The 25080-nt window shown below is 63.5% G+C and carries 21 protein-coding genes; 12 read left to right on the top strand and 9 right to left on the bottom strand.

The annotated features are described in order from the left end of the window. Positions 1-844: 844 nt before the first annotated feature. Positions 845-2476, bottom strand: coding sequence for a response regulator (locus OU800_RS20205; RefSeq protein ID WP_268179127.1), 1632 nt, complete (start codon positions 2474-2476; stop codon positions 845-847). Positions 2477-2732: 256 nt separating this feature from the next. On the opposite strand from OU800_RS20205, the gene OU800_RS20200 reads away from it, so the two are divergent. The 4 genes from OU800_RS20200 (at position 2733) to speA (ending at position 7073) form a co-directional block, all read left to right on the top strand. Continuing rightward, on the top strand, positions 2733-3779 hold the full coding sequence (locus tag OU800_RS20200; RefSeq protein ID WP_268179126.1) for a DUF2333 family protein: 1047 nt from the start codon (positions 2733-2735) through the stop codon (positions 3777-3779). Continuing rightward, positions 3779-4327, top strand: a complete 549-nt coding sequence (locus tag OU800_RS20195) for an NUDIX hydrolase (RefSeq protein WP_268179125.1) — start codon at positions 3779-3781, stop codon at positions 4325-4327. Before OU800_RS20200 ends, OU800_RS20195 begins: the two co-directional genes overlap by 1 nt. Positions 4328-4670: 343 nt before the next feature. Then, a complete protein-coding gene (locus OU800_RS20190) occupies positions 4671-5042 on the top strand; it encodes a translation initiation factor Sui1 (RefSeq protein ID WP_268179124.1) in 372 nt (123 codons plus the stop codon). Positions 5043-5159: 117 nt separating this feature from the next. Further along, positions 5160-7073 carry an arginine decarboxylase gene (gene speA, locus OU800_RS20185; RefSeq protein WP_268179123.1) on the top strand — a complete coding sequence of 638 codons (1914 nt, stop codon included), beginning with the start codon at positions 5160-5162 and terminating at the stop codon, positions 7071-7073. A gap of 32 nt (positions 7074-7105) precedes the next feature. Here the strand turns inward: speA and OU800_RS20180 are convergent, their stop codons facing one another. Continuing rightward, positions 7106-8230 (bottom strand): methyltransferase, encoded by a 1125-nt coding sequence (locus tag OU800_RS20180; protein WP_268179122.1) that lies wholly within the window; start codon positions 8228-8230, stop codon positions 7106-7108. A 69-nt stretch (positions 8231-8299) separates the two neighbouring features. Between OU800_RS20180 and OU800_RS20175 the strand changes: the two genes are divergently transcribed. Next, positions 8300-9076: a ferredoxin--NADP reductase gene (locus OU800_RS20175; RefSeq protein ID WP_268179121.1), complete on the top strand. Its 777-nt coding sequence runs from the start codon at positions 8300-8302 to the stop codon at positions 9074-9076. Here OU800_RS20175 and OU800_RS20170 read toward each other — a convergent pair whose 3' ends face one another. After that, positions 9077-10102: a CNNM domain-containing protein gene (locus OU800_RS20170; protein WP_268179120.1), complete on the bottom strand. Its 1026-nt coding sequence runs from the start codon at positions 10100-10102 to the stop codon at positions 9077-9079. A gap of 128 nt (positions 10103-10230) precedes the next feature. After that, entirely contained in the window at positions 10231-10644 is a 414-nt protein-coding gene (mscL, locus tag OU800_RS20165) for a large-conductance mechanosensitive channel protein MscL (RefSeq protein WP_268179119.1), read from the bottom strand. A gap of 144 nt (positions 10645-10788) precedes the next feature. Here mscL and OU800_RS20160 point away from each other — a divergent pair, with 144 nt between their 5' ends. Both OU800_RS20160 and OU800_RS20155 read left to right on the top strand, forming a co-directional pair. Beyond that, positions 10789-11031 carry a YdcH family protein gene (locus OU800_RS20160; protein ID WP_268179118.1) on the top strand — a complete coding sequence of 81 codons (243 nt, stop codon included), beginning with the start codon at positions 10789-10791 and terminating at the stop codon, positions 11029-11031. 73 nt (positions 11032-11104) lie between these two features. Continuing rightward, positions 11105-11383: a YdcH family protein gene (locus OU800_RS20155; protein ID WP_268179117.1), complete on the top strand. Its 279-nt coding sequence runs from the start codon at positions 11105-11107 to the stop codon at positions 11381-11383. Between the two features lie 33 nt (positions 11384-11416). Here the strand turns inward: OU800_RS20155 and OU800_RS20150 are convergent, their stop codons facing one another. Next, positions 11417-11911 carry a GNAT family N-acetyltransferase gene (locus OU800_RS20150; RefSeq protein WP_268179116.1) on the bottom strand — a complete coding sequence of 165 codons (495 nt, stop codon included), beginning with the start codon at positions 11909-11911 and terminating at the stop codon, positions 11417-11419. 91 nt (positions 11912-12002) lie between these two features. Between OU800_RS20150 and radA the strand changes: the two genes are divergently transcribed. The 3 genes from radA to yjiA all read left to right on the top strand — a co-directional run bounded on the left by radA (position 12003) and on the right by yjiA (position 15706). Beyond that, positions 12003-13361, top strand: coding sequence for a DNA repair protein RadA (radA, locus tag OU800_RS20145; protein ID WP_268179115.1), 1359 nt, complete (start codon positions 12003-12005; stop codon positions 13359-13361). A 200-nt stretch (positions 13362-13561) separates the two neighbouring features. Next, positions 13562-13711: a hypothetical protein gene (locus OU800_RS20140; RefSeq protein ID WP_268179114.1), complete on the top strand. Its 150-nt coding sequence runs from the start codon at positions 13562-13564 to the stop codon at positions 13709-13711. A gap of 1014 nt (positions 13712-14725) precedes the next feature. After that, a complete protein-coding gene (gene yjiA, locus OU800_RS20135) occupies positions 14726-15706 on the top strand; it encodes a GTPase (RefSeq protein ID WP_268179113.1) in 981 nt (326 codons plus the stop codon). A gap of 11 nt (positions 15707-15717) precedes the next feature. On the opposite strand, the gene OU800_RS20130 is transcribed toward yjiA, so the two are convergent. Then, positions 15718-16089, bottom strand: coding sequence for a PilZ domain-containing protein (locus OU800_RS20130; RefSeq protein WP_268179112.1), 372 nt, complete (start codon positions 16087-16089; stop codon positions 15718-15720). A gap of 166 nt (positions 16090-16255) precedes the next feature. Here OU800_RS20130 and OU800_RS20125 point away from each other — a divergent pair, with 166 nt between their 5' ends. After that, entirely contained in the window at positions 16256-16762 is a 507-nt protein-coding gene (locus OU800_RS20125; RefSeq protein WP_268179111.1) for a DUF3015 domain-containing protein, read from the top strand. A 62-nt stretch (positions 16763-16824) separates the two neighbouring features. Here the strand turns inward: OU800_RS20125 and glyA are convergent, their stop codons facing one another. Further along, positions 16825-18078 carry a serine hydroxymethyltransferase gene (glyA, locus tag OU800_RS20120; RefSeq protein WP_268179110.1) on the bottom strand — a complete coding sequence of 418 codons (1254 nt, stop codon included), beginning with the start codon at positions 18076-18078 and terminating at the stop codon, positions 16825-16827. 184 nt (positions 18079-18262) lie between these two features. Then, positions 18263-22468, bottom strand: coding sequence for an EAL domain-containing protein (locus OU800_RS20115; protein WP_442964790.1), 4206 nt, complete (start codon positions 22466-22468; stop codon positions 18263-18265). Between the two features lie 293 nt (positions 22469-22761). On the opposite strand from OU800_RS20115, the gene ettA reads away from it, so the two are divergent. Next, positions 22762-24429, top strand: coding sequence for an energy-dependent translational throttle protein EttA (gene ettA / locus OU800_RS20110; RefSeq protein ID WP_268179109.1), 1668 nt, complete (start codon positions 22762-22764; stop codon positions 24427-24429). A gap of 128 nt (positions 24430-24557) precedes the next feature. Here ettA and OU800_RS20105 read toward each other — a convergent pair whose 3' ends face one another. Continuing rightward, positions 24558-24890 carry a PilZ domain-containing protein gene (locus tag OU800_RS20105; protein ID WP_268179108.1) on the bottom strand — a complete coding sequence of 111 codons (333 nt, stop codon included), beginning with the start codon at positions 24888-24890 and terminating at the stop codon, positions 24558-24560. Between the last annotated feature and the right edge of the window lie 190 nt (positions 24891-25080).

The raw sequence follows: 25080 nt of genomic DNA, 5'->3' as shown, positions 1-25080 counted from the left end.
CAGTTCGCCTGGGTAGCGGCGCACCAGGGAGGCCAGCTCACGTTTGAGGCCGACGCCGCGATCCTCCGCCTGGCTGGTCTGTTCGCTGGTATCGAGCCCCAGCAGGGCAGCGAAGCCCTCGCTGGCCGAACTGGAGTCATCCTGCACGCCCAGCAGGGGCAGACCATCGAGTGCGCTGGCGTATTGGCCGAAGGCATTCAGTTCGCGCTCGACATCGGCGAACAGTTCGTTGTTGCCCTGGCTGACGAAACGGTTGCGCGCATGGGCCAGGCGCAGCAGGCGGTTGCTGGCCTCGAACAGGGGCTGGCGATAGCGCTCGGCATTGCTGCCGCTGGCACTGCTGGCATAACTGGCGAGTTGTTCGAGGCTGCCGGCCATTTCCCGTTCGGCCTGTACCAGCAGCGCTTGCGGGTCGCCGGCCAGCTTGCCGACGGCGAGCAGTTCGTTGGCGCTGAAACTGCGCAGGCGCTTGAGGCTGGGGCGCAGTTCGGCGGCCAGTTGCTGGGGCAGTTCGTCGACGGCCTGGGTCAGGTTTTCCAGGGCCTGATTGGCCGCACTGTGCTGCAGGGCATTGCCGCTGCTGAGGTAGGCCTGGATGTTGTCGGCCACATCATGCTGGAACTGCTGCGACAAGCCGAGGTAACGCTCCATCAGCAGCATTGGTTGTTGCAGGGCGCGCTGTGACCACCACAGCGTGGCGGCCAGGGCCACGCAGACGGTCAGCAAGAGTGCGGTATTGAGGTTGGTGAGCAGCTTGAGGCGCATGAGGGGCTCGATCGACAACTGAACGATGAGCGCTAAATATATTGCTGTTCGATGACGTTTTTATGGCGTCGTTTTTTTGTTAGGCGCCACAGGCCGGGCGGTCGCTCTGATAAAGCTCCACGCGATTGCGCCCGCCATGCTTGGCCTTGTAGAGCGCCTCATCGGCCTGTTTCGACAATGCCTTGCTTTCCAGCCCTGGGCGCAGCATGGCGATGCCGGCGCTGAAGGTGCAGCTCAGGTCCTGCGGCTGGGCCGGGTAGTGGATTTCGGCGAAGCGCTGGCGGATCTCGTCCAGTACCCTGAGCGCCGATTGCTCGTCGGTGTCGGGCAGTACCACGGCGAATTCCTCGCCGCCGTAGCGGCCGATATGGTCGGTCTTGCGCAGGCGTTGCTTGAGGAACAGGGCCAGGCTCTTGATCACGCGGTCGCCCATGGGGTGGCCATAGGTGTCGTTGACCCTCTTGAAGTGGTCGATGTCGAGCATCGCGAAGGCCAGCGGCTGCCCATCGCGGCGCGCGCGGAAGCAGGCGTCTTCAAGCAGTTGCAGGGTGTGGGTGTGGTTGTACAGCCCGGTGAGGCTGTCACGCACCATGCGCGCCTTGAGGCTGCGCGCCCGCGCCGCACGGTTGCGCACGGTGGCGATCAGATGACGTGGCTTGATCGGCTTGGTGAGGAAGTCGTCGCCACCTTCGCTCATGGCGTCGAGCTGCTTGTCCAGATCATCCTCGGCCGACAGGTAGATGATCGGCACGCTGACGTAGCGGTCGTTATGGCGAATCACCTTGGCCAGCTCGGTGCCGTTGCACTCGGGCATGTACATGTCGAGGATGATCAGATCCGGCTGGAACTCGGCCAGCGCGTCCATCGCCCGGATCGGTTCGGTCAGGGTGTGGGTGAGAATGCCGGCGCTGTTGAGCACCCGTTCGGTATGGGTCGCCTGGGCCTTGGAGTCGTCGACGATCAGCACCTTGTAGGGGTCGTACTGCACGACATGCGTGAGTACCTCGATACGTTCGAGCAGGCTCGATGCATCCAGCGCGCCGACGAAGAACTCCTGTCCGCCTGCGCGTACCGCCGCCAGGCGCGTCGGGGTGTCGGTATCGGTATGGCTGTAGAACAGCACGGGAATCTTGTGTTCCAGGCCTTGCTGGGCAGCGTTGGCCAACTCCAGGCCAATGCCGGAGAAGTGCACGTCCATGATGATGGCGGCCGGGTGACGCTCGCTGACGGCGGCGCGGAAGGCGTCCGCATTGTCCAGGGCGTGTGCCACCAGGCCGAAGAATTCCAGTTGCTGGGCCAGGCGTTTGGCCCGCTCGTGATCCTGCAGGGCCAGGTACACCGGCTTGCGCAGCGGCGGCAGGAAAGTCTGCTCGTACTGGTCGCCATGCCGCAGGCCAGTGCGCGACATGCGTTGCATGATCTGGTTGAGCGAGGCGATCAGCGCGCTGTTGAGACGTCCGCGGTTTTCCGTCACGGCTTCCAGGCACTCAGCGATGGCCTGGGCCAGCGCACTGTGCTCGGTCTGCTCGAAGCGCTCGGCATAGCGCAGCAGGCGCGTGTTGGCCTCGCGCAGTTCGCTCATGCCGGCTTCGTTCCATTCGCTGCGCTGCAGGCGCTGCCAGACCTCCAGCACTTGCCGGGCTTGATGGATCACGCGCTGGGCGAAGTGGTGCTTGAGGCGATCGTGATTGGGCTCTGGCGACTCGAGCATGGCCGATTTCCGATGGCAAGCGATTAGTGGCTTGATGCTATCACTGGCGACCATGGATGGACATTGCTGTCGCTCAATTGACGCCAGCATTTTTCGTCGATCAGGCGACAGAAACAGCCTTTCTTTTTTCCAGTGGTAAGTTTGCCTTCATGCCCTGCGTTTTGCTGCGTGCATGTCTTATAGTGCGGAGCAGGTCGCAACCTGTTTTGCAGTTAGCGGTCGAACACACGAACTCGCTAAATGGAAGGACACAGCCATGCTGGACTGGAAGAATCGCGACAAGCCCTCACCCGAAAGAGCCGATAAGGCTGCCGATGGTAGCGGCAGCAAGCTGATGGTTCGCGCTGTGGGAGGGCTGATCGGCGTCTACCTGCTGGTTACCCTGGTCATCGGTTGGTACTGGAGTCAGGAACCGGCAGCCTTTCAGGTACAGCAGCACGCCCAGGCAGCCGCGCAGCAGGCTCAACGGCAGATGGTCACCGGCTATACCACGGTGGAAACCCTCAAGCAGGTCGCCAGCACGCTGCTCGACAAGCCGGGCGGTTACCTCTCCAACGACCTGGCGCCCCCCGGTCTGTGGCTGGACAACATGCCAAGCTGGGAATATGGCGTATTGGTGCAGGTGCGCGACTTCTCCCGGGCGCTGCGCAAGGACTTCTCCCGTTCCCAGTCGCAATCGACCGAAGACCAGAATCTGGCCAAGGCCGAGCCGCGCTTCCACTTCGATAACAAGAGCTGGGCCTTGCCGGCCTCGGAGTCCGAATACCGCGATGGCATCCGCTCCCTGGATCGCTACCTGGCCGACCTGAGCGAGCAGAAGGCGCAGTTCTATGCCCGTGCCGACAATCTCAACAACTGGTTGGGTGATGCCGGTACCCGTCTTGGTTCGCTGTCACAGCGCCTGTCCGCCAGCGTCGGCCAGGTGCGTCTGAACGAGAGCCAGAAGGTCGGTAACGACGTCGAAGAGTCCGGGCTGGTGGGCGAGGGCGGTGTATACGAGACGCCCTGGTTGCAGATCGACAACGTCTTCTATGAAGCCCGCGGCCAGGCCTGGGCGCTGGCCCACCTGCTGCGTGCGGTCGAAGTGGATTTCGCCGATGTGCTGGCCAAGAAGAACGCCACCGTCAGCGTGCGCCAGATCATCCGCGAGCTGGAAGCGGCGCAAGCTACCCTGTGGAGCCCGATGGTGCTCAATGGCAGTGGCTACGGCATCCTCGCCAACCACTCGCTGGTGATGGCCAACTACATCTCCCGCGCCAATGCCGGCCTGATCGACCTGCGCCAGTTGCTGAGCCAGGGTTGATGGTCGCGATCTCGGCGGCCGAGGCGGCGCATCGCGCCGCCTCCGATGGCGAGCAGGTGGCCTGGGTCGACGAACGTGATCACCCGCTCGGCAGCATGGCCCGTGCCGAGCTGCGCGAGCGCGGTCTGATCGGGCGCTGTACCTATATCCTCCTGTTCGACTCCGCCGGCCGGCTCTGCGTGCATCGGCGCACCCTGAGCAAGGCCCTGTATCCCGGCTACTGGGATCTGGCCGCCGGCGGCATGGTGCTGGCCGATGAGGATTATCGGCTCTCCGCCCAGCGTGAGCTGGCCGAGGAGCTGGGCATCAGCGATGCCGAGCTGGTGGAGCACGCGCATTTCTTCTACGACGCACCGGAAAGCCGGCTGTGGTGCCGGGTCTACTCGGCCGTGTCTGATGCGCCGCTGGTGCTGCAGCCAGAGGAGGTGCTGGAGGCGCGCTTCATCAGCCTCGATCAGCTATTGGAGGAAAGCCGTCGACTGCCCTATTGTCCGGACTCGTTGGTGGCGCTGCAGCACTACATAAAAAGGCCGCTTGCGGCTAGCTGATGTCCCTCTCCCATTTATGGGAGAGGGTGGTCGTGTCGGCGCCTGTATTCGTTCGTAGGGTGCGCTGTGCGCACCGCCTGTACCTCGGATGCAGGGGCTTGGTGCGCACGGCGCACCCTACGGCGTCGCGGATTCCGGTGCTCCGCGCAGCATGACGAACAGCGTCGCCAAAGTGCCGCACAATGACGCAAATCTGGTCTTAGCAAGCCCAGTCTTTGTCGTTACACTGCGCGGCCTTTGCGGCGGACGTCTGTCCGCCAGCGCTGCCCCTGCCTGAGTGGGGCCTCGCGGTCGACCTCGGTCGTCGGCCAGTCGCTATCCTGACCCCTATGAGGACAAGCCGGTGGTCAAGAAAGCCTCTTCATTCTCCGCCCTGGGCGGTCTCGTCTACTCCACCGATGGCGGTCGCCATTGCCCGGATTGCAACCAGCCCGTCGATGCCTGCATCTGCAAGCACACGCGCATCCCCGAGGGCGATGGCATCGCCCGCGTGCGCCGTGAAACCAAGGGCCGTGGCGGCAAGACCGTGACCACGGTCAGCGGCGTGCCGCTGGCCGAGGAGCCGCTCAAGGAGCTGGCCAGCGCGCTGAAGAAGCGCTGTGGCACCGGCGGTGCGCTCAAGGACGGGGTGATCGAGATTCAGGGCGATCATGTCGAACTGCTGCTGGCCGAGCTGAGCAAGCGCGGCTTTACCGCGAAGAAGTCCGGCGGTTAACAGCAGCCTCAAGCGGCGAGCCACAGGCTTCGAGCAAAGCTGCGGCTGTCATTCGTCATATTTTTGTTTCACAGTGCTTGCCTGCAGGGGGCGCCTACCATTTCCCAGGAGAACTCGATGTCCGCACGACGTACACGCAAAGACGACGGCAGCCAATGGACCGTAGCCGATAGCCGCAGTGTCTATGGCATTCGCCATTGGGGCGCCGGTTATTTCTCGATCAACGATGCCGGGCGTGTCGAAGTGCGCCCCAATGGCCCGGACAGCCAGCCGATCGACCTCACCCAGCAGGTCGACGAGCTGCGTCAGAGTGGTTTGTCGCTGCCTTTGCTGGTGCGTTTCCCGGACATCCTGCAGGATCGCGTGCGGCGTCTGACCGGGGCCTTCGATGCCAGCATCCAGCGCCTGGATTACCAGAGCCGTTACACCGCGCTGTACCCGATCAAGGTCAACCAGCAGGAGGCGGTGGTGGAGAACATCATCGCCACGCAGAACGTCTCCATCGGCCTCGAAGCCGGCTCCAAACCCGAGCTGCTGGCCGTGCTGGCGCTGGCGCCGAAGGGTGGCACCATCGTCTGCAACGGCTACAAGGATCGCGAGTTCATCCGCCTGGCGCTGGTCGGGCAGAAGCTCGGCCACAACGTGTTCATTGTCATCGAGAAGGAATCGGAGGTCGCCCTGGTGATCGAGGAAGCGGCCGAACTCAAGGTCGCGCCACAGATCGGCTTGCGTGTGCGCCTGTCCTCGCTGGCGTCCTCCAAGTGGGCCGACACCGGCGGCGAGAAGTCCAAGTTCGGCCTGTCCGCCGCGCAGATTCTGCAGGTGGTCGAGCGCTTCCGCGCCGCCGGGCTGGATCAGGGCATTCGCCTGCTGCACTTTCACATGGGCTCGCAGATCGCCAATATCGCCGACTACCGCAAGGGCTTCCGCGAGGCCATCCGCTATTACGGCGAGCTGCGCGCCATGGGCCTGCCGGTCGATCACATCGACGTTGGTGGTGGCCTCGGCGTGGACTACGACGGCACCCACTCGCGCAATGCCAGTTCGATCAACTACGATATGCAGGACTATGCCGACGCCGTGGTCGACATGCTCAAGGAGTTCTGCGACCGCCAGGAAATCCCTCATCCGCACATCTTCTCCGAGAGCGGCCGGGCGATGACCGCACACCACGCCGTGCTGCTGGTGCAGGTCACCGATGTGGAGCGGCACAACGACAAGGTGCCGGAGATCGATCCGGACGTGGAGCAGCCGGAGGTGTTGCGCTGGCTGATCGAGTTGCTCGACGACAGCGACCCGGAAATGGTCGCCGAGACCTACTGGCGCGCCACCCATTACATCGAGGAAGTGGCCGCACAGTATTCGGCCGGCAAGCTGAGCCTGGCGCAGAAGGCCCTGGGCGAGCAGTACTACTTCGCCATCTGCCGTCGCCTGCACAACCAGCTCAAGGCCCGCCAGCGTTCGCACCGGGCAGTACTCGACGAGCTCAACGACAAGCTCGCCGACAAGTACATCTGCAACTTCTCGGTGTTCCAGAGCCTGCCGGACACCTGGGCCATCGGCCAGATCCTGCCGATCCTGCCGCTGTCGCGCCTGGACGAGGAACCGCTGCGCCGTGCCGTGCTGCAGGATCTGACCTGCGACTCCGACGGCAAGATCCGCCAGTACGTCGACGAGCAATCCATCGAGACCAGCCTGCCGGTGCACGAACTGCGTGAAGGCGAGGATTACGTGCTGGGCATCTTCCTGGTCGGCGCCTATCAGGAAATCCTCGGCGACATGCACAACCTGTTTGGTGATACCGATTCGGTGAACATCTACCAGGCCGCCGACGGCAGCGTGGTGCACGCCGGCATCGAGACTCACGACACCATCGAGGACATGCTGCGCTACGTGCACCTGTCGCCCGAGGAGCTGATGACCCACTATCGCGACAAGGTGGCCAGCGCCAAGATCAGCGCCCGTGAGCGCACCCAGTTCCTCGACGCCCTGCGCCTGGGCCTGACCCGCTCCTCGTACCTGTCGTCGTAAATCCACGCCCAAGGCGGGGCAGCTTGCCCCGTCTACTTGCTTGCCTTGAGCACCACGAATTTGGGTGTGGCCGCCACCTGCTCGACGCCGCGGAACAGACGTTTGAGCTTGGCGTGATAGCCCAGGTGGCGGTTGCCGACTATCCACAGCTCGCCGCCTGTGACCAGCGCCGCGCGGGCTTGCTGGAACATGCGCCAGGCGAGGAAGTCGCCGACCACCTGCTGCTGGTGGAAGGGCGGATTGCACAGCACCAGCTCCAACGAGTCGGCGGGTTGTTCGGCCAGGCCATCGCCGGCGCGGATCGTCACCGGGCGCTGGCCCAGGGCCGCCTGCCAGTTTTCCCGCGCCGACTGCACGGCCATGTACGACTCGTCCACCAGGGTCAGCTCGGCCTGCGGGCTGCCCAGGGCGTAGGCGATGCCCAGCACGCCATTGCCGCAGCCGAGATCGGCGACGCGGCGTGCGTCCAGATGCCTTGGCAGATGGGGCAGGAAGGCGCGGGTGCCGATATCCAGGCCGTCGCGGCAGAACACATTGGCATGGTTGACCAGCTCCAGTGCCGGTTTGTCCAGGCGATAGCGGGTCGGGTAGGGCGAGCGGGGCGCGGCCTTGTCTTCTGGCGTGGCGCTGAGCAGGCGGGCTTTCTTCAGCGCCAGCGAGGCCTGTACCGGGCCGATGTACTTTTCCAGCAAGTCGCCGGCGGCGCGCGGCAGGTGCTTGACCATGGCCCCGGCCACGACCCGTGCGCCGGGCGCCAGTTGGCTGTGCAGGCGGATCAGTTGTTCCTCCAGCAGTGCCAGGGTCTTGGGCACGCGGATCAGTACCCAGTCGAACGGCCCCCGCGGTGTTTCGTTGCTCGGCAGGAAGGTCAGCGCGTCGCCACTCAAGCCATTGCGGGCGAGGTTCTTGTGCAGGGCGAGAAAGCCCAGGTGCGAGTCGCCGCTGCTGGTCACCCGGCAGTGCCCGGCCAGCGAGCAGGCGAGGGCGCCGAAGCTGTCATTGAGCAGCAGTACCCGGCTGTCTGGCTCGATGCCTTGCTCGTGCAAATGATTGAGCAGGTATTCATCCGCGGCGTCGAAGGCTTGCAGAGGTTCATTGGCCTGGTGCGGCTGGCGCTCCAGCTCGAGGCTGGCGAAGGGGGTCGTGAAAATAGGCATGGAAACCGTCGGTGTTTGCCGGTCGCACAATGCGCGACACTGACAGCAGATTCGGACAAGGGGGCAATTATGACCGTCAGCGACGACAAGTTCACCCGTCAGACCTTGCTGGAAGTACACAGCCTGACCCCGAGCCTGTTTACCCTGCGCACCACCCGGGATCCGGGTTTCCGTTTTCGCGCCGGGCAGTTCGTCCGCCTCGGCGTGGAGAAGGCCGATGGCAGCCTGGTCTGGCGCCCTTATTCGCTGGTGTCGGCGCCGCACGACGAGTTTCTCGAATTCTTCTCCATCGTGGTGCCGGGTGGCGAGTTCACCAGCGAGCTGAGCCGCCTGCGGGCCGGCGACAGCCTGTTGGTGGAGAAGCTGGCCACCGGCTACCTGACCCTGGATCGCTTCGTCGATGGTCGTGATCTCTGGCTGCTGGGCAGTGGCACCGGCGTCGCGCCTTTCCTGTCGATCCTGCAGGACTTCGAGGTATGGCAGCGCTTCGAGCGCATCGTATTGGTGTACTGCGCGCGAACCGCCGCCGAGCTGGCCTATCAGCCATTGATTCGTGGCTTGGTCGAGCTTGAGCACTTGGCCGAGTTCGCGCACAAGCTCACCTATCTGCCGGTGGTCACCCGCGAGCAGGCGCCGGGGTGCCTGAATGCGCGCATCACCGAACTGCTCGACAGCGGCGAGCTGGAGCGCGTCGCTGGGCTCGAGCTGACGCCCGAGCATTCGCGGGTGATGATCTGCGGCAATCCGCAGATGATCGACGACCTGCGCCAGCGCCTGAAGGCTCGCGGGCTGAACCTGAGCCTGACGCGGCGGCCGGGCCAGGTGGCGGTGGAGAACTACTGGTGATCAGTCCTCGCGGATAGCCTTGATCCGATGCTCCCAGCGGCGCTTGGCGAAGCGGCGCATGTTGGGGATATCGTCGGTCTCGTCGAGGATCGGCTTGCCGATGATGGTTTCCATGATGTCTTCCAGGGTCACCAGGCCGCGCCAGCTACCGAACTCGTCGTACACCAGGCACATGTGCTGACGCTCCTGCATCAGCAGGGTCATCAGGTTCTCCACGTTCATGCTTTCCGGTACCACCTTGAGCGGTTTCATGATGTGGGTGATGGGCTCGGCATCGTTCTCGGCAGCCAGGGCGTCGTAGCGAAACACCACGCCCAGCGGCGATTCGTCTTCGCCTATCACCGGGTAGCGGGAGAACTGGCTTTCGCGGGCACGGGCCTTGAACGCGGCGATGGACTCGTCCGGCGCCGCCGATTCGCAGACGATGCGCGGCGTCATGATGTCGCGCAGACGAATTTCGTGCAGGTCGAGAATATTGCCGATCACCCGCTGCTCGTCTTCGTCGAGCTTACCCACCTCGCGGCCGAGCAGGGTCAGCGCCTTGATCTCCTGGCGAATGTCGTGCTCCGGCTCCTTGCCGCCGAACAGGCGCATGATCAGGTCCGAAAGTACGATGAACGGCTTGAGCACCAGGATCATCGCCCGCAGCAGGCTCGGCAGCCAGGGCGCCAGGGCGCGCCAGTAACGGGCGCCGATGGTCTTCGGCAGGATCTCCGACAGCACCAGGATCAGCAGGGTCATGACCGCCGAGGCGATACCCAGGTAACCGTCGCCGAAGACGATTGCCACCTGCGCGCCGACACCGGTGGCACCGACGGTATGCGCCACGGTATTGAGGGTCAGGATGGCCGCCAGTGGCTGGTCGATCTTGTCCTTGAGTGCCTTGAGGCGCTCGTAGAGACGAGGCCTATCGACCTTCTGCTGGGCGATGTAGCTGGGGGTGAGGGAAAGCAGGGCGGCTTCGAGAATGGAGCAGAGGAACGAAACCAGGATGGAGAGGACAGCGAACGCTATCAGGAGTGTCATGTAAGGGGGTAAGTGGCCAAGGGCTGTTCAATCTACCGAAAAACGCGCAGAAAAAGACCCGTCAAGCTGCAACAAATCGTGTCATGGCTGGCGAAGCTCGGGCACCTGCTCCGCCAGCCGCGTACCCTTCAGCCCTTGTCTTGCTGCGCCTTGAGCAGATCACGGATCTCGCTGAGCAACTGTTGATCCTTGGTCGGCGCAGGCGGTGCAGCCGGGGCGGCTTCTTCCTCGCGCTTGAGGCGGTTCAGGCCCTTGATGCCCATGAAGATGGCGAAGGCGACGATGGTGAAGTCGACCACGGTCTGGATGAACTTGCCGTAGGCCAGCACCACGGCGGGGGTGTCGCCCTCGGCGGCCTTGAGCACGATGGCCAGGTCGGAGAAATCGACACCGCCGATCAGCAGGCCCAGTGGTGGCATCACCACGTCGCCGACGAAGGACGAGACAATCTTGCCGAAGGCGGCGCCGATGATGATCCCCACGGCCATGTCGACCACGTTGCCCTTGACCGCGAAGGCCTTGAATTCACTGATGATGCTCATGCGTGCTCCCTGGGTTGGTGTTCGCCCTGATTATGGCTGTTGTTTCGACGTCCGTCAGGCGGCGCCGTTCATTTGCCTTGCTGGCAGCGGCAGGTCCCATGACATCGGCTAGGCTGAAGGGGATCACTGCATTCGGAGGTTTCCATGGCGCTCGAACATCACTCATTGTCCCGTGAGTTCCCCCAGCAGAGCGAGATGCTGCGTTGGCTGTTGCAGAACGACGGTCATTTCGCCCGGCTGGCTAGCGAGTACGAGGCACTGGATAAGCGCATCTACGAGATCGAGGACGGCCGTGCTGCGGTCGATGATCTGGTGCTGCAAGGGCTCAAGTTGCAGCGCGTGGCGCTCAAGGACGAAATCGCCCAGTTGCTGGCCAAGGCGAGCTGAGCTTGATCGGCGTCAACAGGGCCGGGCAGGGCCGCGGCTAAGCTGGTGGCACCCTTTCTACAGGAGCCTGGCCATGCATATCGAACATCACCCGCTGGTTCATGATTTTCCCGAGCTGCGCGAAGCCTTGCACCGGCTGCGCCAGGAGGATAGCCAATTCGCCCGTCAGGCCGACGAGTATGAAGCGCTGGACAAGCGCATCTGCCGCGTCGAGGACGGCATCGAGCCGCTCGACGACCTATCGTTGCAGGCGCTCAAACTCAATCGCGTAGCGCTCAAGGACGATCTGGCGCGGCAGCTCAAGCGGGCCAATGGTCAATGCTGCGGCTGTGGCAATGGTTGCAAGGGCTGAGCGCCAGACTCGCTCAGTGCGCGGCGCCCGGCATCAATGCACGGGCGGGTTTACCAGGTAGCTGAGCAACCCCTGTGCCTCATCCTCCGTCCAGATTGCCCGGGGTGGCCTGGGTAATTCGCTGAACAGTTGCTGCCAGAAGGCCAGGGCCATTTCGTCCTGGCGGTAGAAGCGCAGCAGCCAGGGGCTGCCATCGCCCATCACGCTCTGTACCACGGCGCGGCCAATGCCCAGGCGGCGGTAGCGCTTGAGCACGAACAGATCGGCGAACTCCGGCGCATCGATGCCCGGCAGTTCGCTGCGCTCGATCAGCACGAAGCCGGCAATGAAACCGTCGGCCAGGATCAGGCTGGCGCTCCAGCCGGGCTCCTGCCAGTAGCGCAGCAGATGTTCCTCGTGGATGTAGAAGCGGCCGTCCGCCTCGACATCCTCCTCTTCCCAGTCCGAGCTGTCATAGCTATAGAACTGGTACAGGTTGCGGATCAGGGGCGCCTGTTCGGCGCGGGTCGGCAGCAGTTCGATCTGCATGGCAGTCCTTGGTCAAGGTCGTGGTCTGTAAATTTATCCAGTTGTTCGGTATCGTTCCAGCCTTCGCTCAGCAGGCAGGACGACTTCCTCAATGGCCAAGGCAAAACGCATGTACGGCTGCACCGAGTGCGGCGCCACCTTCCCCAAATGGGCGGGGCAGTGTGGCGAGTGTGGAACCTGGAACACCCTGGTGGAAACCCTGGTCGAGGGCGCCGCGCCCAGCGGGCGTACCGGCTGGGCGGGGGACAAAGCCAACATCAAGACCCTGGCCGAGGTCAGTGTCGAGGAAATTCCGCGTTTTTCCACCGCCTCCAGCGAGCTGGATCGGGTGCTCGGCGGCGGTCTAGTGGATGGCTCGGTGGTGCTGATCGGTGGCGATCCCGGCATCGGTAAGTCGACCATTCTGCTGCAGACCCTGTGCAACGTCGCCCAACGCCTGCCGGCGCTATACGTCACCGGCGAAGAATCGCAGCAGCAGGTGGCCATGCGCGCACGGCGGCTGGATCTGCCGCAGGACAAGCTCAAGGTGATGACCGAGACCTGCATCGAGTCGATCATCGCCACCGCGCGCCAGGAAAAGCCCAAGGTCATGGTGATCGACTCGATCCAGACCATCTTCACCGAACAACTGCAATCGGCCCCTGGCGGCGTGGCCCAGGTGCGCGAGAGTGCGGCGCTGCTGGTGCGCTTCGCCAAGCAGAGTGGCACGGCGATCTTCCTCGTCGGCCACGTCACCAAGGAAGGTGCGCTGGCCGGGCCGCGCGTGCTGGAGCACATGGTCGACACCGTGCTGTATTTCGAGGGTGAGTCCGACGGCCGCCTGCGCCTGCTGCGAGCGGTGAAGAACCGTTTCGGCGCGGTCAACGAACTGGGTGTGTTCGGCATGACCGACAAGGGCCTCAAGGAAGTCTCCAACCCTTCGGCGATCTTCCTCACGCGCGCCCAGGAGGCAGTGTCCGGCAGCGTGGTGATGGCCACCTGGGAGGGCTCGCGACCGATGCTGGTGGAGGTGCAGGCGCTGGTCGATACCAGTCACCTGGGCAACCCCCGGCGGGTCACCCTGGGTCTGGATCAGAACCGCCTGGCCATGCTTTTGGCCGTGCTGCACCGCCATGGTGGCATCCCCACCTATGACCAGGACGTGTTCCTCAACGTGGTCGGTGGGGTCAAGGTGCTGGAGACGGCCTCCGACCTGGCGCTGATGGCGGCGGTGATCTCCAGCCTGCGCAACCGCCCCTTGCAGCACGATCTGTTGGTGTTCGGCGAGATCGGCCTGTCCGGCGAAATTCGTCCGGTGCCCAGTGGCCAGGAGCGCCTCAAGGAGGCGGCCAAGCACGGTTTCAAGCGCGCCATCGTGCCCAAGGGCAATGCCCCCAAGGAAGCCCCGCCCGGCCTGCAGATCATCGCCGTGACGCGCCTGGAACAGGCGCTGGATGCCTTGTTCGAGTGATGTGGCTCGGCTGCAAGCCGGGGGCTTTTGTGGCGCAGTCCTTCCCGGATTTCATCCGGGCTACGTTTCTGCCTGTTAGCCGCGATTCAGGTATGCGGCGTTCTGTCGCGAACCGGCTCTGGTGAAAATTGACCGGGATCAATGAGTAGCAAGCTATCGACGCGCAGCATGAAGGCGTATCCAAACGAGGAGACACCATCATGTTCCTGTTCTTCGACTTCTTCTCTCGTGCCTTCAACTTCGACGCCCAGGCCGTGCAGCCACGCGATGACGCGCAACGTGAGCGGCAGCGTATCGCGGCGCGCCGGCAGCGTCGCCAGGCCGCCGAGGCAGCCTGCCGCGCTCACTGAGGTAGGCTTGCAAGCAGCGGGGTAGGGTGGCATCCCCAGGGTTCGGACGGACGCTGTCTGAACCCGCAATCCTTGTGGCTTCCTTTCACGGTGGTCAGCCCGTGGGTCAAGGTGTCGGTGTAAAGTCGGTCTTGATACCGGATTGGCAAGTTTGTGTGTTGGGTGGTGGCTTGCTTGGTGTTTTGGACGCCGCTTTGGGTGTCTTCAGATATTCCGGGTTTCGCCCCCTCGGGCGACTCACTTTTCTTTGAACTGCGCAAAGAAAAGTAAGCAAAAGAAACGCACCCCCGCCATCCGGCCCCGGCTGCGCCGGGGTTCGTTCGCTCCATCGTCGCTCCTAGGGTCGGCGTACATGGGCCATCCCTGGCCCATTACGCCTCTCGCGGCATCCATGCCGCTCGCCCCTCTGCGCAACGATTCCACTCACCCTCCTGAAGGGGGACTTTCGCGCGCCTGAGCGAACCGGCATTTCAGGGTATGCGCAGTGTGTTCTGGTAGCTATGAAGTAGCGATGTGGCTACCGAGTTAAACCAATACTTTCATTCGCGTAGTTTCATCTCGCCGGCTTTCAGCCGGCATCCCGGTCAGCCCTACGGCTGACCTCATGTTCAAGCACTGCGCACTACTTCTGGGTTACCGCAGGTTCAGGCGCGTGCAGAGCCCGCCCAGGAGGGTGAGCGGAATCGTCGTGGAAGAGGTTGAGCGACATGGATGTCGCGAGAGCCACGATGGGCCATGGATGGCCCACCGTGGCGGGCCTCTGGAGCGGCGATGGAGCGAACGAACCCTGGCGCAGCCAGGGCCGGATGATCGGGCGGAGGGTTTTGGTTACTTTTGCCCGTCAAAAGTGACTCGCCCGGGAGGGCGAAACCAAAGACATCAACAAAAACGCGGCAATGCGGAACAGGCACAAAAACAACCAACACCGTATTGCCAATCCGGTATCAACCAAGCATTCCCCTCCCTAAAATGCGCGTCACCTTCAATCTTGACGCCCCCGCGAGGATTCACCGCATGTCACCTGCCGCCATTCCCGTCACCGTGCTCACTGGCTTTCTCGGGGCCGGCAAGACCACTCTGCTGCGCCACATGCTCAAGGCCGAGCATGGGCTGCGCCTGGCGGTGATCGAGAACGAATTCAGCGCCGCGCCCATCGATGGGCAGTTGCTCGGCGACGACCCGGTGAAGCTGGTCACCCTGGCCAACGGCTGCCTGTGCTGCTCGATCCTTGGCGAACTGGAGAAAGCCTTGTTGCTGCTGCTGGAGAAGCTCGACAAGGGCGAGCTGGCCTTCGAGCGCCTGGTGATCGAGTGCACCGGCCTGGCCGACCCCGCGCCCGTGGCGCAGACCTTCTTGTCCACACCGGAGCTGAGTGAACGCTATCGGCTCGATGGCATCGTCACCCTGGTCGATGCCGTCAACGCCGAGCGCCACCTGAGCGAAACCATCGCCCAGGCCCAGGTCGGCTTTGCCGATCTCATCCTGCTGAGCAAGACCGATCTGGCCGTTGCTGGCAGCGTCGAGGCGCTGCGGGCGCGTTTGCAACGGATCAACCGGCGTGCGTCGATCCAGGCGGTCGAGCATGGCCGCATCGAGCTCGCTACCTTGCTCGACCTGCGTGGCTTCGACTTCGAGCCCAGGCCGACGCGCGGCTTGATGCTGCGGCCGCTGGCGCCTGTGGCGAACAAGCCGGATCGTATCCAGACCCTGGTGCTGGAAAGCGCCGAAGCCATCGATGCGCAGCGCCTCAGCGCCTTCATCGAAGGCTTGCTGGGGCGCTTCGGCAATGCGCTGCTGCGCTACAAGGGGGTGCTGGCTGTGGCGGGAGAGCCGCAACGCCTGGTGTTCCAGGGCGTGCTGCGCTTGTACAGCTTCGACTGGGGTAGCGAATGGGGCGTGGACGAGCCACGCGAAAGCGTGCTGGTGTTCATCGGGGACGACTTGCCGGAGCAGGAGATTCGCCAGGGCTTCGCCGAACTGACCCAGCCTGGCTGAGCCGAGCCGCTTCAGGCCTTGCTGCCAAGTGCCGCCAGTTCGCGCTCCAGCAGCTCTTCGTCTCCAAGGTTGAGTTCCACCAGGCGGCGCAGGTGGCTGATCGACTCCAGGTCGATATGGTGGCAGACGAAGCCGAGAAAACCGGGTTGGGTGCGGGTCAGCGCGACCTGCATCTTCACCGGCGTGCCGTCGCTCAGTTGCAGCGATGCCTCGAAGCCCTGCTCCGGATCGCCGTCCCAGCCTGCGGGTTCTTCCACCAGCAGGCCTTTCAGCGACAGGTCGTGCAGCACCACCTCCCAACGCCGATCGCCCTGCGCGAGGACAGTGGGGGCGTCGAAAGCGATGCGCTGGAAGCGCCGACGCTCGTTGGCTGTATCGCTCATGCTGGAACTCCGATTCAGATTTCTCACAACTATAGTCAAGGCTGCCGAACACGTTGTGAATTCGTGCACAAGGCCGCGAGTAGTTCTTTCAATTGTTTGACAGTTGGGCAAGTCTCGCCAAAGCTGTTGGTGCGGTTTTTATTACTCGATATTGCGGAGCGACAATATGGACAAGCGACTTCTGAGCAAGGGTTTGATCTTTGGTGTGCTGAGCATGGCCAGCGTCGGTGCCTTCGCCGATGCGGCAGGGGGCAATGGCTGCGGTTGGGGCAACATGTTGTTCGAGGGCCAGCGTGGCATGGCTCCGCACTTCCTGGCCACCACCACCAATGGCACCTCGGGTAATGCCACCTTCGGCATGACCTCCGGCACCAACGGCTGCGATACCAGCGGCGCGCTGGGCTACAACGGCCGCTCCATGCTGGCGATGAACGGCATGCTCGATTCCATCGCCGAAGACATGGCCATGGGCCAGGGCGAGGCGCTGGATGCCTATGCCACCCTGCTGGGTGTGGAGGCCAAGGATCGCGCGCATTTCGCCAAGGTGACTCATGACAACTTCGGCACCATCTTCAGCCAGGCCGACGCCACCAGCGAGCAGGTGCTGGCCGCCACCCTGGATGTGATGAGCCGCGACGTGCAACTGGCGCGCTATGTGAAACAACCGGCCTGAGGCAAATCCCAGGCAAAAAGAAGCCCGCCAATTTGGCGGGCTTCTTTCGTTTAGATGCAGCCTCAGTTGCCGTAGACCGGGAACTTCGCGCACAGCGCCTTGACCTGCTCACGCACGCGGCCTTCGACTTCGTCGTTGCCGATGTTGGCCAGCACTTCGCAGATCCAGCCAGCGAGCTGGCGGCACTCGTCTTCCTTGAAGCCGCGAGTGGTCACGGCCGGGGTGCCGATGCGCAGGCCGGAGGTGACGAACGGCGAGCGCGGGTCGTTCGGTACGCTGTTCTTGTTCACGGTGATGAAGGCGCGGCCGAGGGCAGCGTCGGCGTCCTTGCCGGTGATGTCCTGCTTGATCAGCGAGAGCAGGAACAGGTGGTTCTGGGTGCCGCCGGACACCACCTCAAAGCCGTTGTCGATGAACACCTGGGCCATGCTCTGGGCGTTCTTGATCACCTGGGCCTGGTAGGCCTTGAACTCCGGCTGCAGGGCTTCCTTGAAGCACACGGCCTTGGCGGCGATGACGTGCTCCAGCGGGCCACCCTGGCCACCCGGGAATACCGCGGAGTTGAACTTCTTCTCCAGCTCTTCGTTCTTGCGCGCCAGGATCAGGCCGCCGCGCGGGCCGCGCAGGGTCTTGTGGGTGGTGGTGGTAACCACGTCGGCGAACGGCACCGGGTTCGGGTACAGGCCGGCGGCGACCAGGCCTGCCACATGCGCCATGTCGACGAACAGATAGGCGCCAACCTTGTCGGCGATAGCGCGGAAACGCGGGAAATCCAGCACCTGCGAGTAGGCGCTGAAGCCGGCGATGATCATTTTCGGCTTGTGTTCCACGGCCAGGCGCTCGACTTCGTCGTAATCGATCAGGCCCTGGTCGTTGATGCCGTACTGCACGGCGTTGTAGATCTTGCCGGAGAAGCTGACGCTGGCGCCGTGGGTCAGGTGGCCGCCGTGGGCCAGGCTCATGCCCAGCACGGTGTCGCCGGCGTTGAGCAGGGCCATGTACACGGCGCTGTTGGCCTGGCTGCCGGAGTGCGGCTGGACGTTGGCGTAGTCGGCGCCGAACAGCTCCTTGGCGCGGTCGATGGCGAGTTGCTCGACCACGTCGACGTACTCGCAGCCACCGTAGTAGCGCTTGCCCGGATAGCCTTCGGCGTACTTGTTGGTCAGTACGCTGCCCTGGGCTTCCATCACCGCCGGGCTGGTGTAGTTTTCCGAGGCGATCAGCTCGATGTGCTCTTCCTGGCGCTGAGCTTCTTGCTCCATCGCGGCAAAGAGTTCGGCGTCAAAACGAGCGAGGGTCAAATCACGGCTGAACATGGCGGTCCCCTGAAAATCAGCTAGGCGAATGAGAGAGGGGGCGGATTCTACCGCAAGGGTCGCAAAAAGGCATATGAAGGTCGGTCATGAGACGGACGAAAGCGGCTCAAGAGCAGCTTAAAAGCAGCTACAAGCCTCAAACTGCAAGCTTCAAGTAAAAGCCCAGGGCGAAACGCCTGCAGCCTTAGTCCAGCATGAACAGCGTCCTGCCGCTGAGCTGCTCGCCGAGCTCGGCGGCCGCTGTCGGCCGTCCCAGCAGGAAGCCCTGCACCTCGTCGCAGCCGTGTTCGCGGAGGAAGTCCAGTTGCGCCTGGCTCTCCACGCCTTCGGCAATCACCATCATGTTCAGGCTGTGGGCCATGGCGATGATGGCACGGGCGATCTGGGCGTCCTGTTCGCCATCGGGCAGACCGTCGACGAAGCTGCGGTCGATCTTCAGCACGTCGATGGGGAACTGCTTGAGGTAGTTCAGTGACGAGTAGCCGGTGCCGAAGTCGTCCACCGCGATGCACAGGCCCAGGCGCTTGAGGTCATTGAGGGTCTGCATGGCGCTGGCCACGTCGCGCATCAGGATGCTCTCGGTCAGTTCCACTTCCAGGCAGGCGGGCGGGATGCCGATGGCGTCGATGATGGCGGCGATACGGTTGGCCAGATCGCCTTCGGCGAACTGACGCGCGGAGAGGTTGACCGAGACCTTGGGGATGCGAATCTTCTCTTCGTGCCAGCGCTTGAGCTGGCGACAGGCCTCCTCCAGCACCCACTCGCCGACCTGCACCACCAGGCCGAGTTCTTCCAGCACGGGAATGAACTGGTCGGGCGGCACCAGGCCTCGGGTCGGGTGATCCCAACGCAGCAGGGATTCGACACCGGTGAGGCGCTGGCCATCGCCGGAGAACTGCGGTTGGTAGTGCAGCACGAACTGGCCCTGCTCCTGGGCATGGCGCAGGTCGCTTTCCAGTTCCAGGCGTTCCAGCGCGCTGGCGTTCATTTCCGCCTGGTAGAACTGGAAGTTGTTCTTGCCACGTTCCTTGGCGTGGTACATGGCGGTGTCGGCGTTTTTCATCAGTTGGCTCAGCTCGTCGCCATCCTGGGGAGCGAGGGCGATGCCGATGCTGGCGGTGACGAAGAACTCGCGACCTTCGAGCACGAAGGGGCGCGCCAGGCTGGAGAGAATCTGTTCGGCGACGTGGATGGCGCGCGTCAGCGCCCCTTCGCGGCTGTTCTGTGGCTGCAGCAGCAGGGTGAACTCGTCACCCCCCATGCGCGCCACGGTGTCGTCGCCGTTGACGCAGGCCGACAGGCGTACGGCCACGTCCTTGAGCATGCGGTCGCCAGCGGCATGGCCGAGGGAGTCGTTGATCGGCTTGAAGCGGTCGAGGTCGAGGAACATCAGCACCACCCAATCGTCATTGCGCTCGGCGTGCTGCAGGGCGCTGTGCAGGCGATCCTGGAACAGGGTGCGGTTGGGCAGGTGGGTCAGGGCGTCGTAGTAGGCCAGGCGGTGGATGCGTTGCTCGCTGGCCTTGCGCTCGCTGATGTCGCTGAAGAAGCACACGTAGCTGACCAGATCGCCTTCTTCATCCTGCACGGCGGTGATGCCGACCCAGGCCGGGAAGTTCTCGCCGACGCGGCGCTTGAGCCACACCTCGCCCTCCCAGCTACCGCGCTGGTTGAGCTGGCCGAGGATGTACTGCACGTGGGAAGCCTGCTGACGGTCGGCGGTGAGCATGCTCGGTAGCTGATCCAGCACCTGGCCGGCGGAGTAGCCACTGATGCGGCTGAAGGCCTTGTTGACCTGCACGATGTAGCCTGCCGGATCAGTGACCAGGATCGCCGCACTGGAGTGCTCGAACACGGTGGCGGCCATGCGCAGATCCTTTTCCGCGCGGCGTTGCTGGCTGATGTCCCGGCCTACGCCGAGCAGCCCCTCGAAGCGGCCATTCTCGTCCCACATCAGCACCACGCGCAGTTCCACGGGGATCTTGTGGTCGTCGGCGCGCAGGCAGTCGAAGACGAAGAGCTGATCGGGCAGTTCCTCGCGCAGGCGGTCGAGGCGTGAGCGTTCGTCCAGCGCATCGCGGATGCGTTCGAGCAGCAGGTTCAGGCCCTTGAGCTGCTGCGGGTTGGCCGCCAGGCGCTGCAGGCCGTGGCTCATCATCCAGTTCACCGTGTAGCCCAGCACCGGTTCCACCGAGGGGCTGACGTAGTTGAGCTTGAGGCTGCTGTCGGTGGAGAAGATCACGTCGCTGATGCTTTCGGCCAGCAGTCGATAGCGCTGTTCGCTGTCACGCAGCGACTGGTTCTGTTCGATCTGTTCGGTGATGTCCTTGGCCACGCCGATCAGGCGGCTGACTCGGCCATGCTCGTCGCGCGCCAGGGCCTGTTCGCGAATGCTGAACCAGCGCCATTGGCCATTGCGGTGACGCCAGCGCAGCACGGATTCGAGCAACATGCCGTCGCCCACCACCTTCTGCAGGTTGCGGATGCGCCAGTAATAGTCGCTGTCGTCGGGGTGCAGCACCTCCACCCAGAAGTCATCGTCCATGGCCTTGAGTTCATCGCTGCTGTAGCCCAGCTTGAGTCCCAGGCTGTGGTTGCTGAACAGCACGCGTTTGTTCTGCAGGTCATGCACGTAGAGCAGGTCGGGCACCGAACGCACCACCTCGGACCAGAAACGCTCGCGTTCGATCAGCGACAACTCGATGCGCTTGCGGCTGGTGATGTCGCTGATGCTCAGGGTTACCGCCTGGTAGTCCTGGATCATCTCGGGTAGGCGCAGCACCAGCCAGACGTGACGCTTGAGGCCCTGGCGGGTGACGAGCTGGGTTTCCAGCTCAACCAGATTGGGGCCTTCGGCTATGGCCACGGCCAGCCTGAAAGGCAGGTCATCGGCGCCCATCGCGGCGCTCTCGAAGAGCTGCTGCCACGCCTGCTCGGTGGTGTTGGCGCCCAGCAGGTTGAGTGCCACCTGGTTGGCTTCGGTGATGTGCAGGTTCTGCAGCAGTTGCGCGTGATGCTCCGGGTTGGCGGCCAGCCAGCGTTGCAAGCCGGCGCTGTCGCGTATGCGCTGTTGCAGGAGGAAGCTGCGCAGCTCCGACAGGTCGAGTACGCACAGGGCGACCCCGGTGCCCTCGAAGATATCCTGATAGCGCCGCCGGGTTTCCTGCAGCACGCGCATGGCCTGCTGTTCATCGGTGACATCACGCAGCACCCAGACGAAGCCGCCCAGCCGGGAGCCATCGCTGATGTCGTTGCGGGTCACGGCGAACAGACGCACGCGGCCAGGGGTTTCCAGGCGCACCAGTTCGGCGGCCATGTTGCAGGCCTGTTGCGAGCCGATCAGCAGCAGGGGGGCGAGATCGGGCAGCAGATCCAGCAGATGGGTAGTGCCGGCGGCCTTGTTGTCCAGGTCGAAGACCTGTTCGGCCTTGGGGTTGAGATAGTTCAACGTGCCATCGGTCTGGGTCACCAGGATGCACTCTTCGACCGCTGCCAGCGCGCTGGCGGCCTGGCGTAGCGAGCGCCGTGACTCGGCATTGAGGCGCTGCAGGCTACGCCGCTCACGCTGCAGGCCATGCAGGGCGATCAGCGTCAGCAGGGCCAGCAGGCCGAACAGCAGGAGCTTGCCGGCGAGGATCGGCATGAGCTGGCGGCTGATCTGCGCGGAATCGAACAGGGTGCGCAGTTGCCAGTCGCTGCCCTCCAGGGGAAAGAACTGCAGGCTGCTGGCATGTTCCTGAGCGGTTACCTGAGACAGCAGCGGCGGGGCCGCTGCGAAGGTCTTGGCGCGGGCCAGTACGCGGCGGCTGGCGATATCTTCCAGCAGCCAGTCGTTATCGCTCTGGCCGGTTTCGCCGAGCCATTGGCTCACCGCGCTGCTGCTCAGGCACAGCACGCTGATGCTAGCGTCTGGCTGGCGTAGCAGCAGGTAGAGCATCTGGCTGTCGTAGGGGTTGAGGCTGTAATGGTAAGGCGCCTTGCCGCTGCGTAGTTGCAGGCTGCGGATGAACGGCAGGTCGCTGCGCGCTGGCGCCTCGGTATCGAGTTGCTGACCTTCGGCATCGAGCTGAACCACGGCGCTCAGCGAAGGGAACAGGCTATGCAGAGCGTTGAGCTGTCCTGCACTGAGCGGTTGCGCATCACCTTGCACAATGGCCTGGGCCGAACGAGCCTTGAGGCGCATGTTCTGGTTCAGGTGGAGGGCGAGTTGGCTGGCGTAGTGCTGACTCAGACGGCGCTGGTTGTCCAGAAGCTGTTGATGCTCCTGCAGTAGCTGCCAGGCGAGCAGACCGAGCATGGCCAGCACCAGCACGATCAGGGCTCGTCGCAATGGCTCGCGACGTCTGGGTTGCGCTTCTCCCGGCGACGATGAAGGCGGTGTGGGGGGCATCGACACGTCTGGTGGACCTGCTACTGACAACGACTGAGCGGTAAGGAGAGAACGCGGGCAGCGTGCAAGCGGGCTAGCATGCCTATAAATGTGGCGAAGTGCCAGTGCGAGGCCGAGCATGGGTTTGCCCTGCCCGGCACATTCCGGTAGCTTTGCGACGCACACGGGCTGCATCGGCCCGTGCATCATCCGCGCGATACCCAGGTGGCGTTCGCCGCCTCAGGCTGCTGAAATTTCTGCACATTGTAGCCTTCGCGCAGCGTTTTCACTCTTTTTATTCAAGTCAGGTTCTCATGGCTCAGTACGTCTATAGCATGCATCGGGTCAGCAAGGTCGTCCCGCCGAAGCGTGAAATTCTCAAGGACATTTCTTTGTCGTTCTTCCCGGGCGCCAAGATCGGCGTACTGGGGCTCAACGGTGCCGGTAAGTCCACGCTGCTGCGCATCATGGCCGGCGTCGACACCGAGATCGACGGCGAAGCCCGGCCGATGCCCGGTATCAAGGTCGGCTACCTGCCGCAGGAGCCGCAGCTCGATCCGGCCAAGACGGTGCGTGATATCGTCGAAGAGGCGGTAGGCGAGATCAAGCAGGCCCAGGCACGCCTCGACGAGGTATACGCCGCCTACGCCGAGCCGGACGCCGATTTCGATGCGCTGGCCGCCGAGCAGGCCAAGCTCGAAGCCATCCTGCAGGCTTCCGACGGCCATAACCTGGAGCGCCAGTTGGAAGTCGCCGCCGACGCCCTGCGCCTGCCACCATGGGACGCCAAGATCGAACACCTGTCCGGTGGCGAGAAGCGCCGCGTGGCGCTGTGCCGCCTGCTGTTGTCGGCGCCCGACATGCTCCTGCTGGACGAACCGACCAACCACCTGGACGCCGACTCGGTGGCCTGGCTGGAGCGCTTCCTGCACGACTTCCCGGGCACAGTGGTAGCGATTACTCACGACCGTTACTTCCTCGACAACGTTGCCGGCTGGATCCTCGAACTCGACCGCGGCCATGGCATTCCCTACGAGGGCAACTACTCCGGCTGGCTGGAATCGAAGGCCAACCGCCTGGCCCAGGAAGCCAAGGCCGAGGCCTCGCACGCCAAGGCCATGAAAGCTGAACTGGAATGGGTACGTCAGGGTGCCAAGGCGCGTCAGTCCAAGTCCAAGGCGCGTCTGCAGCGTTTCGAGGAAATGCAGTCGCAGGAATTCCAGAAGCGCAGCGAGACCAACGAGATCTACATTCCGGCCGGCCCGCGCCTGGGTGACAAGGTCATCGACTTCCACAACGTGTCGAAGTCCTTCGGCGACCGCGTGCTGATCGACAACCTGTCCTTCAGCATCCCCAAAGGCGCCATCGTCGGCGTGATCGGCGGCAACGGTGCGGGCAAGTCCACCCTGCTGCGCATGATCACCGGCAAGGAACAACCGGATTCCGGCACCATCGAGATTGGCGAAACCGTGCAGATCGCCAGCGTCGACCAGAGCCGTGACCAGCTCGAAGGCAACAAGACCGTGTGGGAGCAGATTTCCGACGGTTTCGACATGATCAAGGTGGGCAACTACGAGGTGCCGTCGCGTGGTTACGTCGGTCGCTTCAACTTCAAGGGCGCTGATCAGCAGAAGTTCGTCAAGGATCTCTCCGGCGGTGAGCGCGGTCGTCTGCACATGGCGCTGACCCTCAAGCAGGGCGGCAACGTGCTGCTGCTCGACGAACCGTCCAACGACCTCGACGTGGAAACCCTGCGCGCGCTGGAAGAGGCGCTGCTGGACTTCCCCGGCGCCGCCATCGTGATCTCCCACGATCGCTGGTTCCTCGACCGTATCGCCACCCACATCCTCTCCTACGAGGACGATGGCAAGGTCAGTTTCTTCGAGGGCAACTACAGCGAGTTCGAGGCCGACCGCAAGAAACGCCTGGGCGATGCCGCCGCGCAGCCGCACCGCGTGCGTTACAAGAAGCTGGCGCAGTAAGCGTCGGTCATAAAAAACGGAGCCTTCGGGCTCCGTTTTTCGTTGTGGAGGGTGCTCAATCTCGTAGGGTGCGCTGTGCGTACCGGTTGCGGGGATCATAGTCGTTGCGCACGGCTTATCCTGTGTCCTCAGAGCTTAGCCAGCAGGCTCTCCAGCGCTCGGGCCTGATCCTCGGACAGGTCGATGATATGAAAGCCTGCCCAGCAATGCTGGTTGTCCGCCCCTGGCCGGCTCCACAGGCAATCGGCGCCCAGGCGCACTTCATCGAATCGCTCGTTGCCAGCCTGGCACACCAGACGACATTGGCAGACGGCATCGGCTGCCAGTGGAGTGTCGCTGAACAGCATGAAGCCATCTATCGACAGGTCGACGACACGGCCCAGGCGCAGCCCCGTATTGACATCGAAGACCTCCAGTTGCAGCTCGGTGCCGTGACGGCTGTGTCGGCGACGTTCTTGCATGTGGGCTCCTAGCAGGCTGTTGAAAAACTATCTACGTTGCCATTGCTGCGTTAAAAGCAGGCTCAAAATGCTCATTTACAGCTCGTAAAGTCGAGCGCGACTCCGACCGTTTTTCGCCTGTTTTTGCGGGGCCGCCATCGGTATTGCACTGGCTGCCTCGGCTCGGGCTTCCTGCTTCGCTCTACCTCCT

It is taken from the genome of Pseudomonas sp. GOM7, assembly GCF_026723825.1.
Classification (GTDB): Bacteria; Pseudomonadota; Gammaproteobacteria; order Pseudomonadales; family Pseudomonadaceae; genus Aquipseudomonas.
The sequence above is the reverse complement of the archived record's forward strand: the minus strand, read 5'-3'. Positions and strand labels throughout refer to the sequence as shown.

What these genes read in the sequence shown, in the direction of transcription:
- OU800_RS20205 (WP_268179127.1), bottom strand. Translation starts at nt 2,476, where the DNA reads ATGCTCGAGTCGCCAGAGCCCAATCACGATCGCCTCAAGCACCACTTC.
- OU800_RS20200 (WP_268179126.1), top strand. Translation starts at nt 2,733, where the DNA reads ATGCTGGACTGGAAGAATCGCGACAAGCCCTCACCCGAAAGAGCCGAT.
- OU800_RS20195 (WP_268179125.1), top strand. Translation starts at nt 3,779, where the DNA reads ATGGTCGCGATCTCGGCGGCCGAGGCGGCGCATCGCGCCGCCTCCGAT.
- speA (WP_268179123.1), top strand. Translation starts at nt 5,160, where the DNA reads ATGTCCGCACGACGTACACGCAAAGACGACGGCAGCCAATGGACCGTA.
- OU800_RS20180 (WP_268179122.1), bottom strand. Translation starts at nt 8,230, where the DNA reads ATGCCTATTTTCACGACCCCCTTCGCCAGCCTCGAGCTGGAGCGCCAG.
- OU800_RS20175 (WP_268179121.1), top strand. Translation starts at nt 8,300, where the DNA reads ATGACCGTCAGCGACGACAAGTTCACCCGTCAGACCTTGCTGGAAGTA.
- OU800_RS20170 (WP_268179120.1), bottom strand. Translation starts at nt 10,102, where the DNA reads ATGACACTCCTGATAGCGTTCGCTGTCCTCTCCATCCTGGTTTCGTTC.
- mscL (WP_268179119.1), bottom strand. Translation starts at nt 10,644, where the DNA reads ATGAGCATCATCAGTGAATTCAAGGCCTTCGCGGTCAAGGGCAACGTG.
- OU800_RS20160 (WP_268179118.1), top strand. Translation starts at nt 10,789, where the DNA reads ATGGCGCTCGAACATCACTCATTGTCCCGTGAGTTCCCCCAGCAGAGC.
- OU800_RS20155 (WP_268179117.1), top strand. Translation starts at nt 11,105, where the DNA reads ATGCATATCGAACATCACCCGCTGGTTCATGATTTTCCCGAGCTGCGC.
- OU800_RS20150 (WP_268179116.1), bottom strand. Translation starts at nt 11,911, where the DNA reads ATGCAGATCGAACTGCTGCCGACCCGCGCCGAACAGGCGCCCCTGATC.
- radA (WP_268179115.1), top strand. Translation starts at nt 12,003, where the DNA reads ATGGCCAAGGCAAAACGCATGTACGGCTGCACCGAGTGCGGCGCCACC.
- OU800_RS20140 (WP_268179114.1), top strand. Translation starts at nt 13,562, where the DNA reads ATGTTCCTGTTCTTCGACTTCTTCTCTCGTGCCTTCAACTTCGACGCC.
- yjiA (WP_268179113.1), top strand. Translation starts at nt 14,726, where the DNA reads ATGTCACCTGCCGCCATTCCCGTCACCGTGCTCACTGGCTTTCTCGGG.
- OU800_RS20130 (WP_268179112.1), bottom strand. Translation starts at nt 16,089, where the DNA reads ATGAGCGATACAGCCAACGAGCGTCGGCGCTTCCAGCGCATCGCTTTC.
- OU800_RS20125 (WP_268179111.1), top strand. Translation starts at nt 16,256, where the DNA reads ATGGACAAGCGACTTCTGAGCAAGGGTTTGATCTTTGGTGTGCTGAGC.
- glyA (WP_268179110.1), bottom strand. Translation starts at nt 18,078, where the DNA reads ATGTTCAGCCGTGATTTGACCCTCGCTCGTTTTGACGCCGAACTCTTT.
- OU800_RS20115 (WP_442964790.1), bottom strand. Translation starts at nt 22,468, where the DNA reads ATGCCCCCCACACCGCCTTCATCGTCGCCGGGAGAAGCGCAACCCAGA.
- ettA (WP_268179109.1), top strand. Translation starts at nt 22,762, where the DNA reads ATGGCTCAGTACGTCTATAGCATGCATCGGGTCAGCAAGGTCGTCCCG.
- OU800_RS20105 (WP_268179108.1), bottom strand. Translation starts at nt 24,890, where the DNA reads ATGCAAGAACGTCGCCGACACAGCCGTCACGGCACCGAGCTGCAACTG.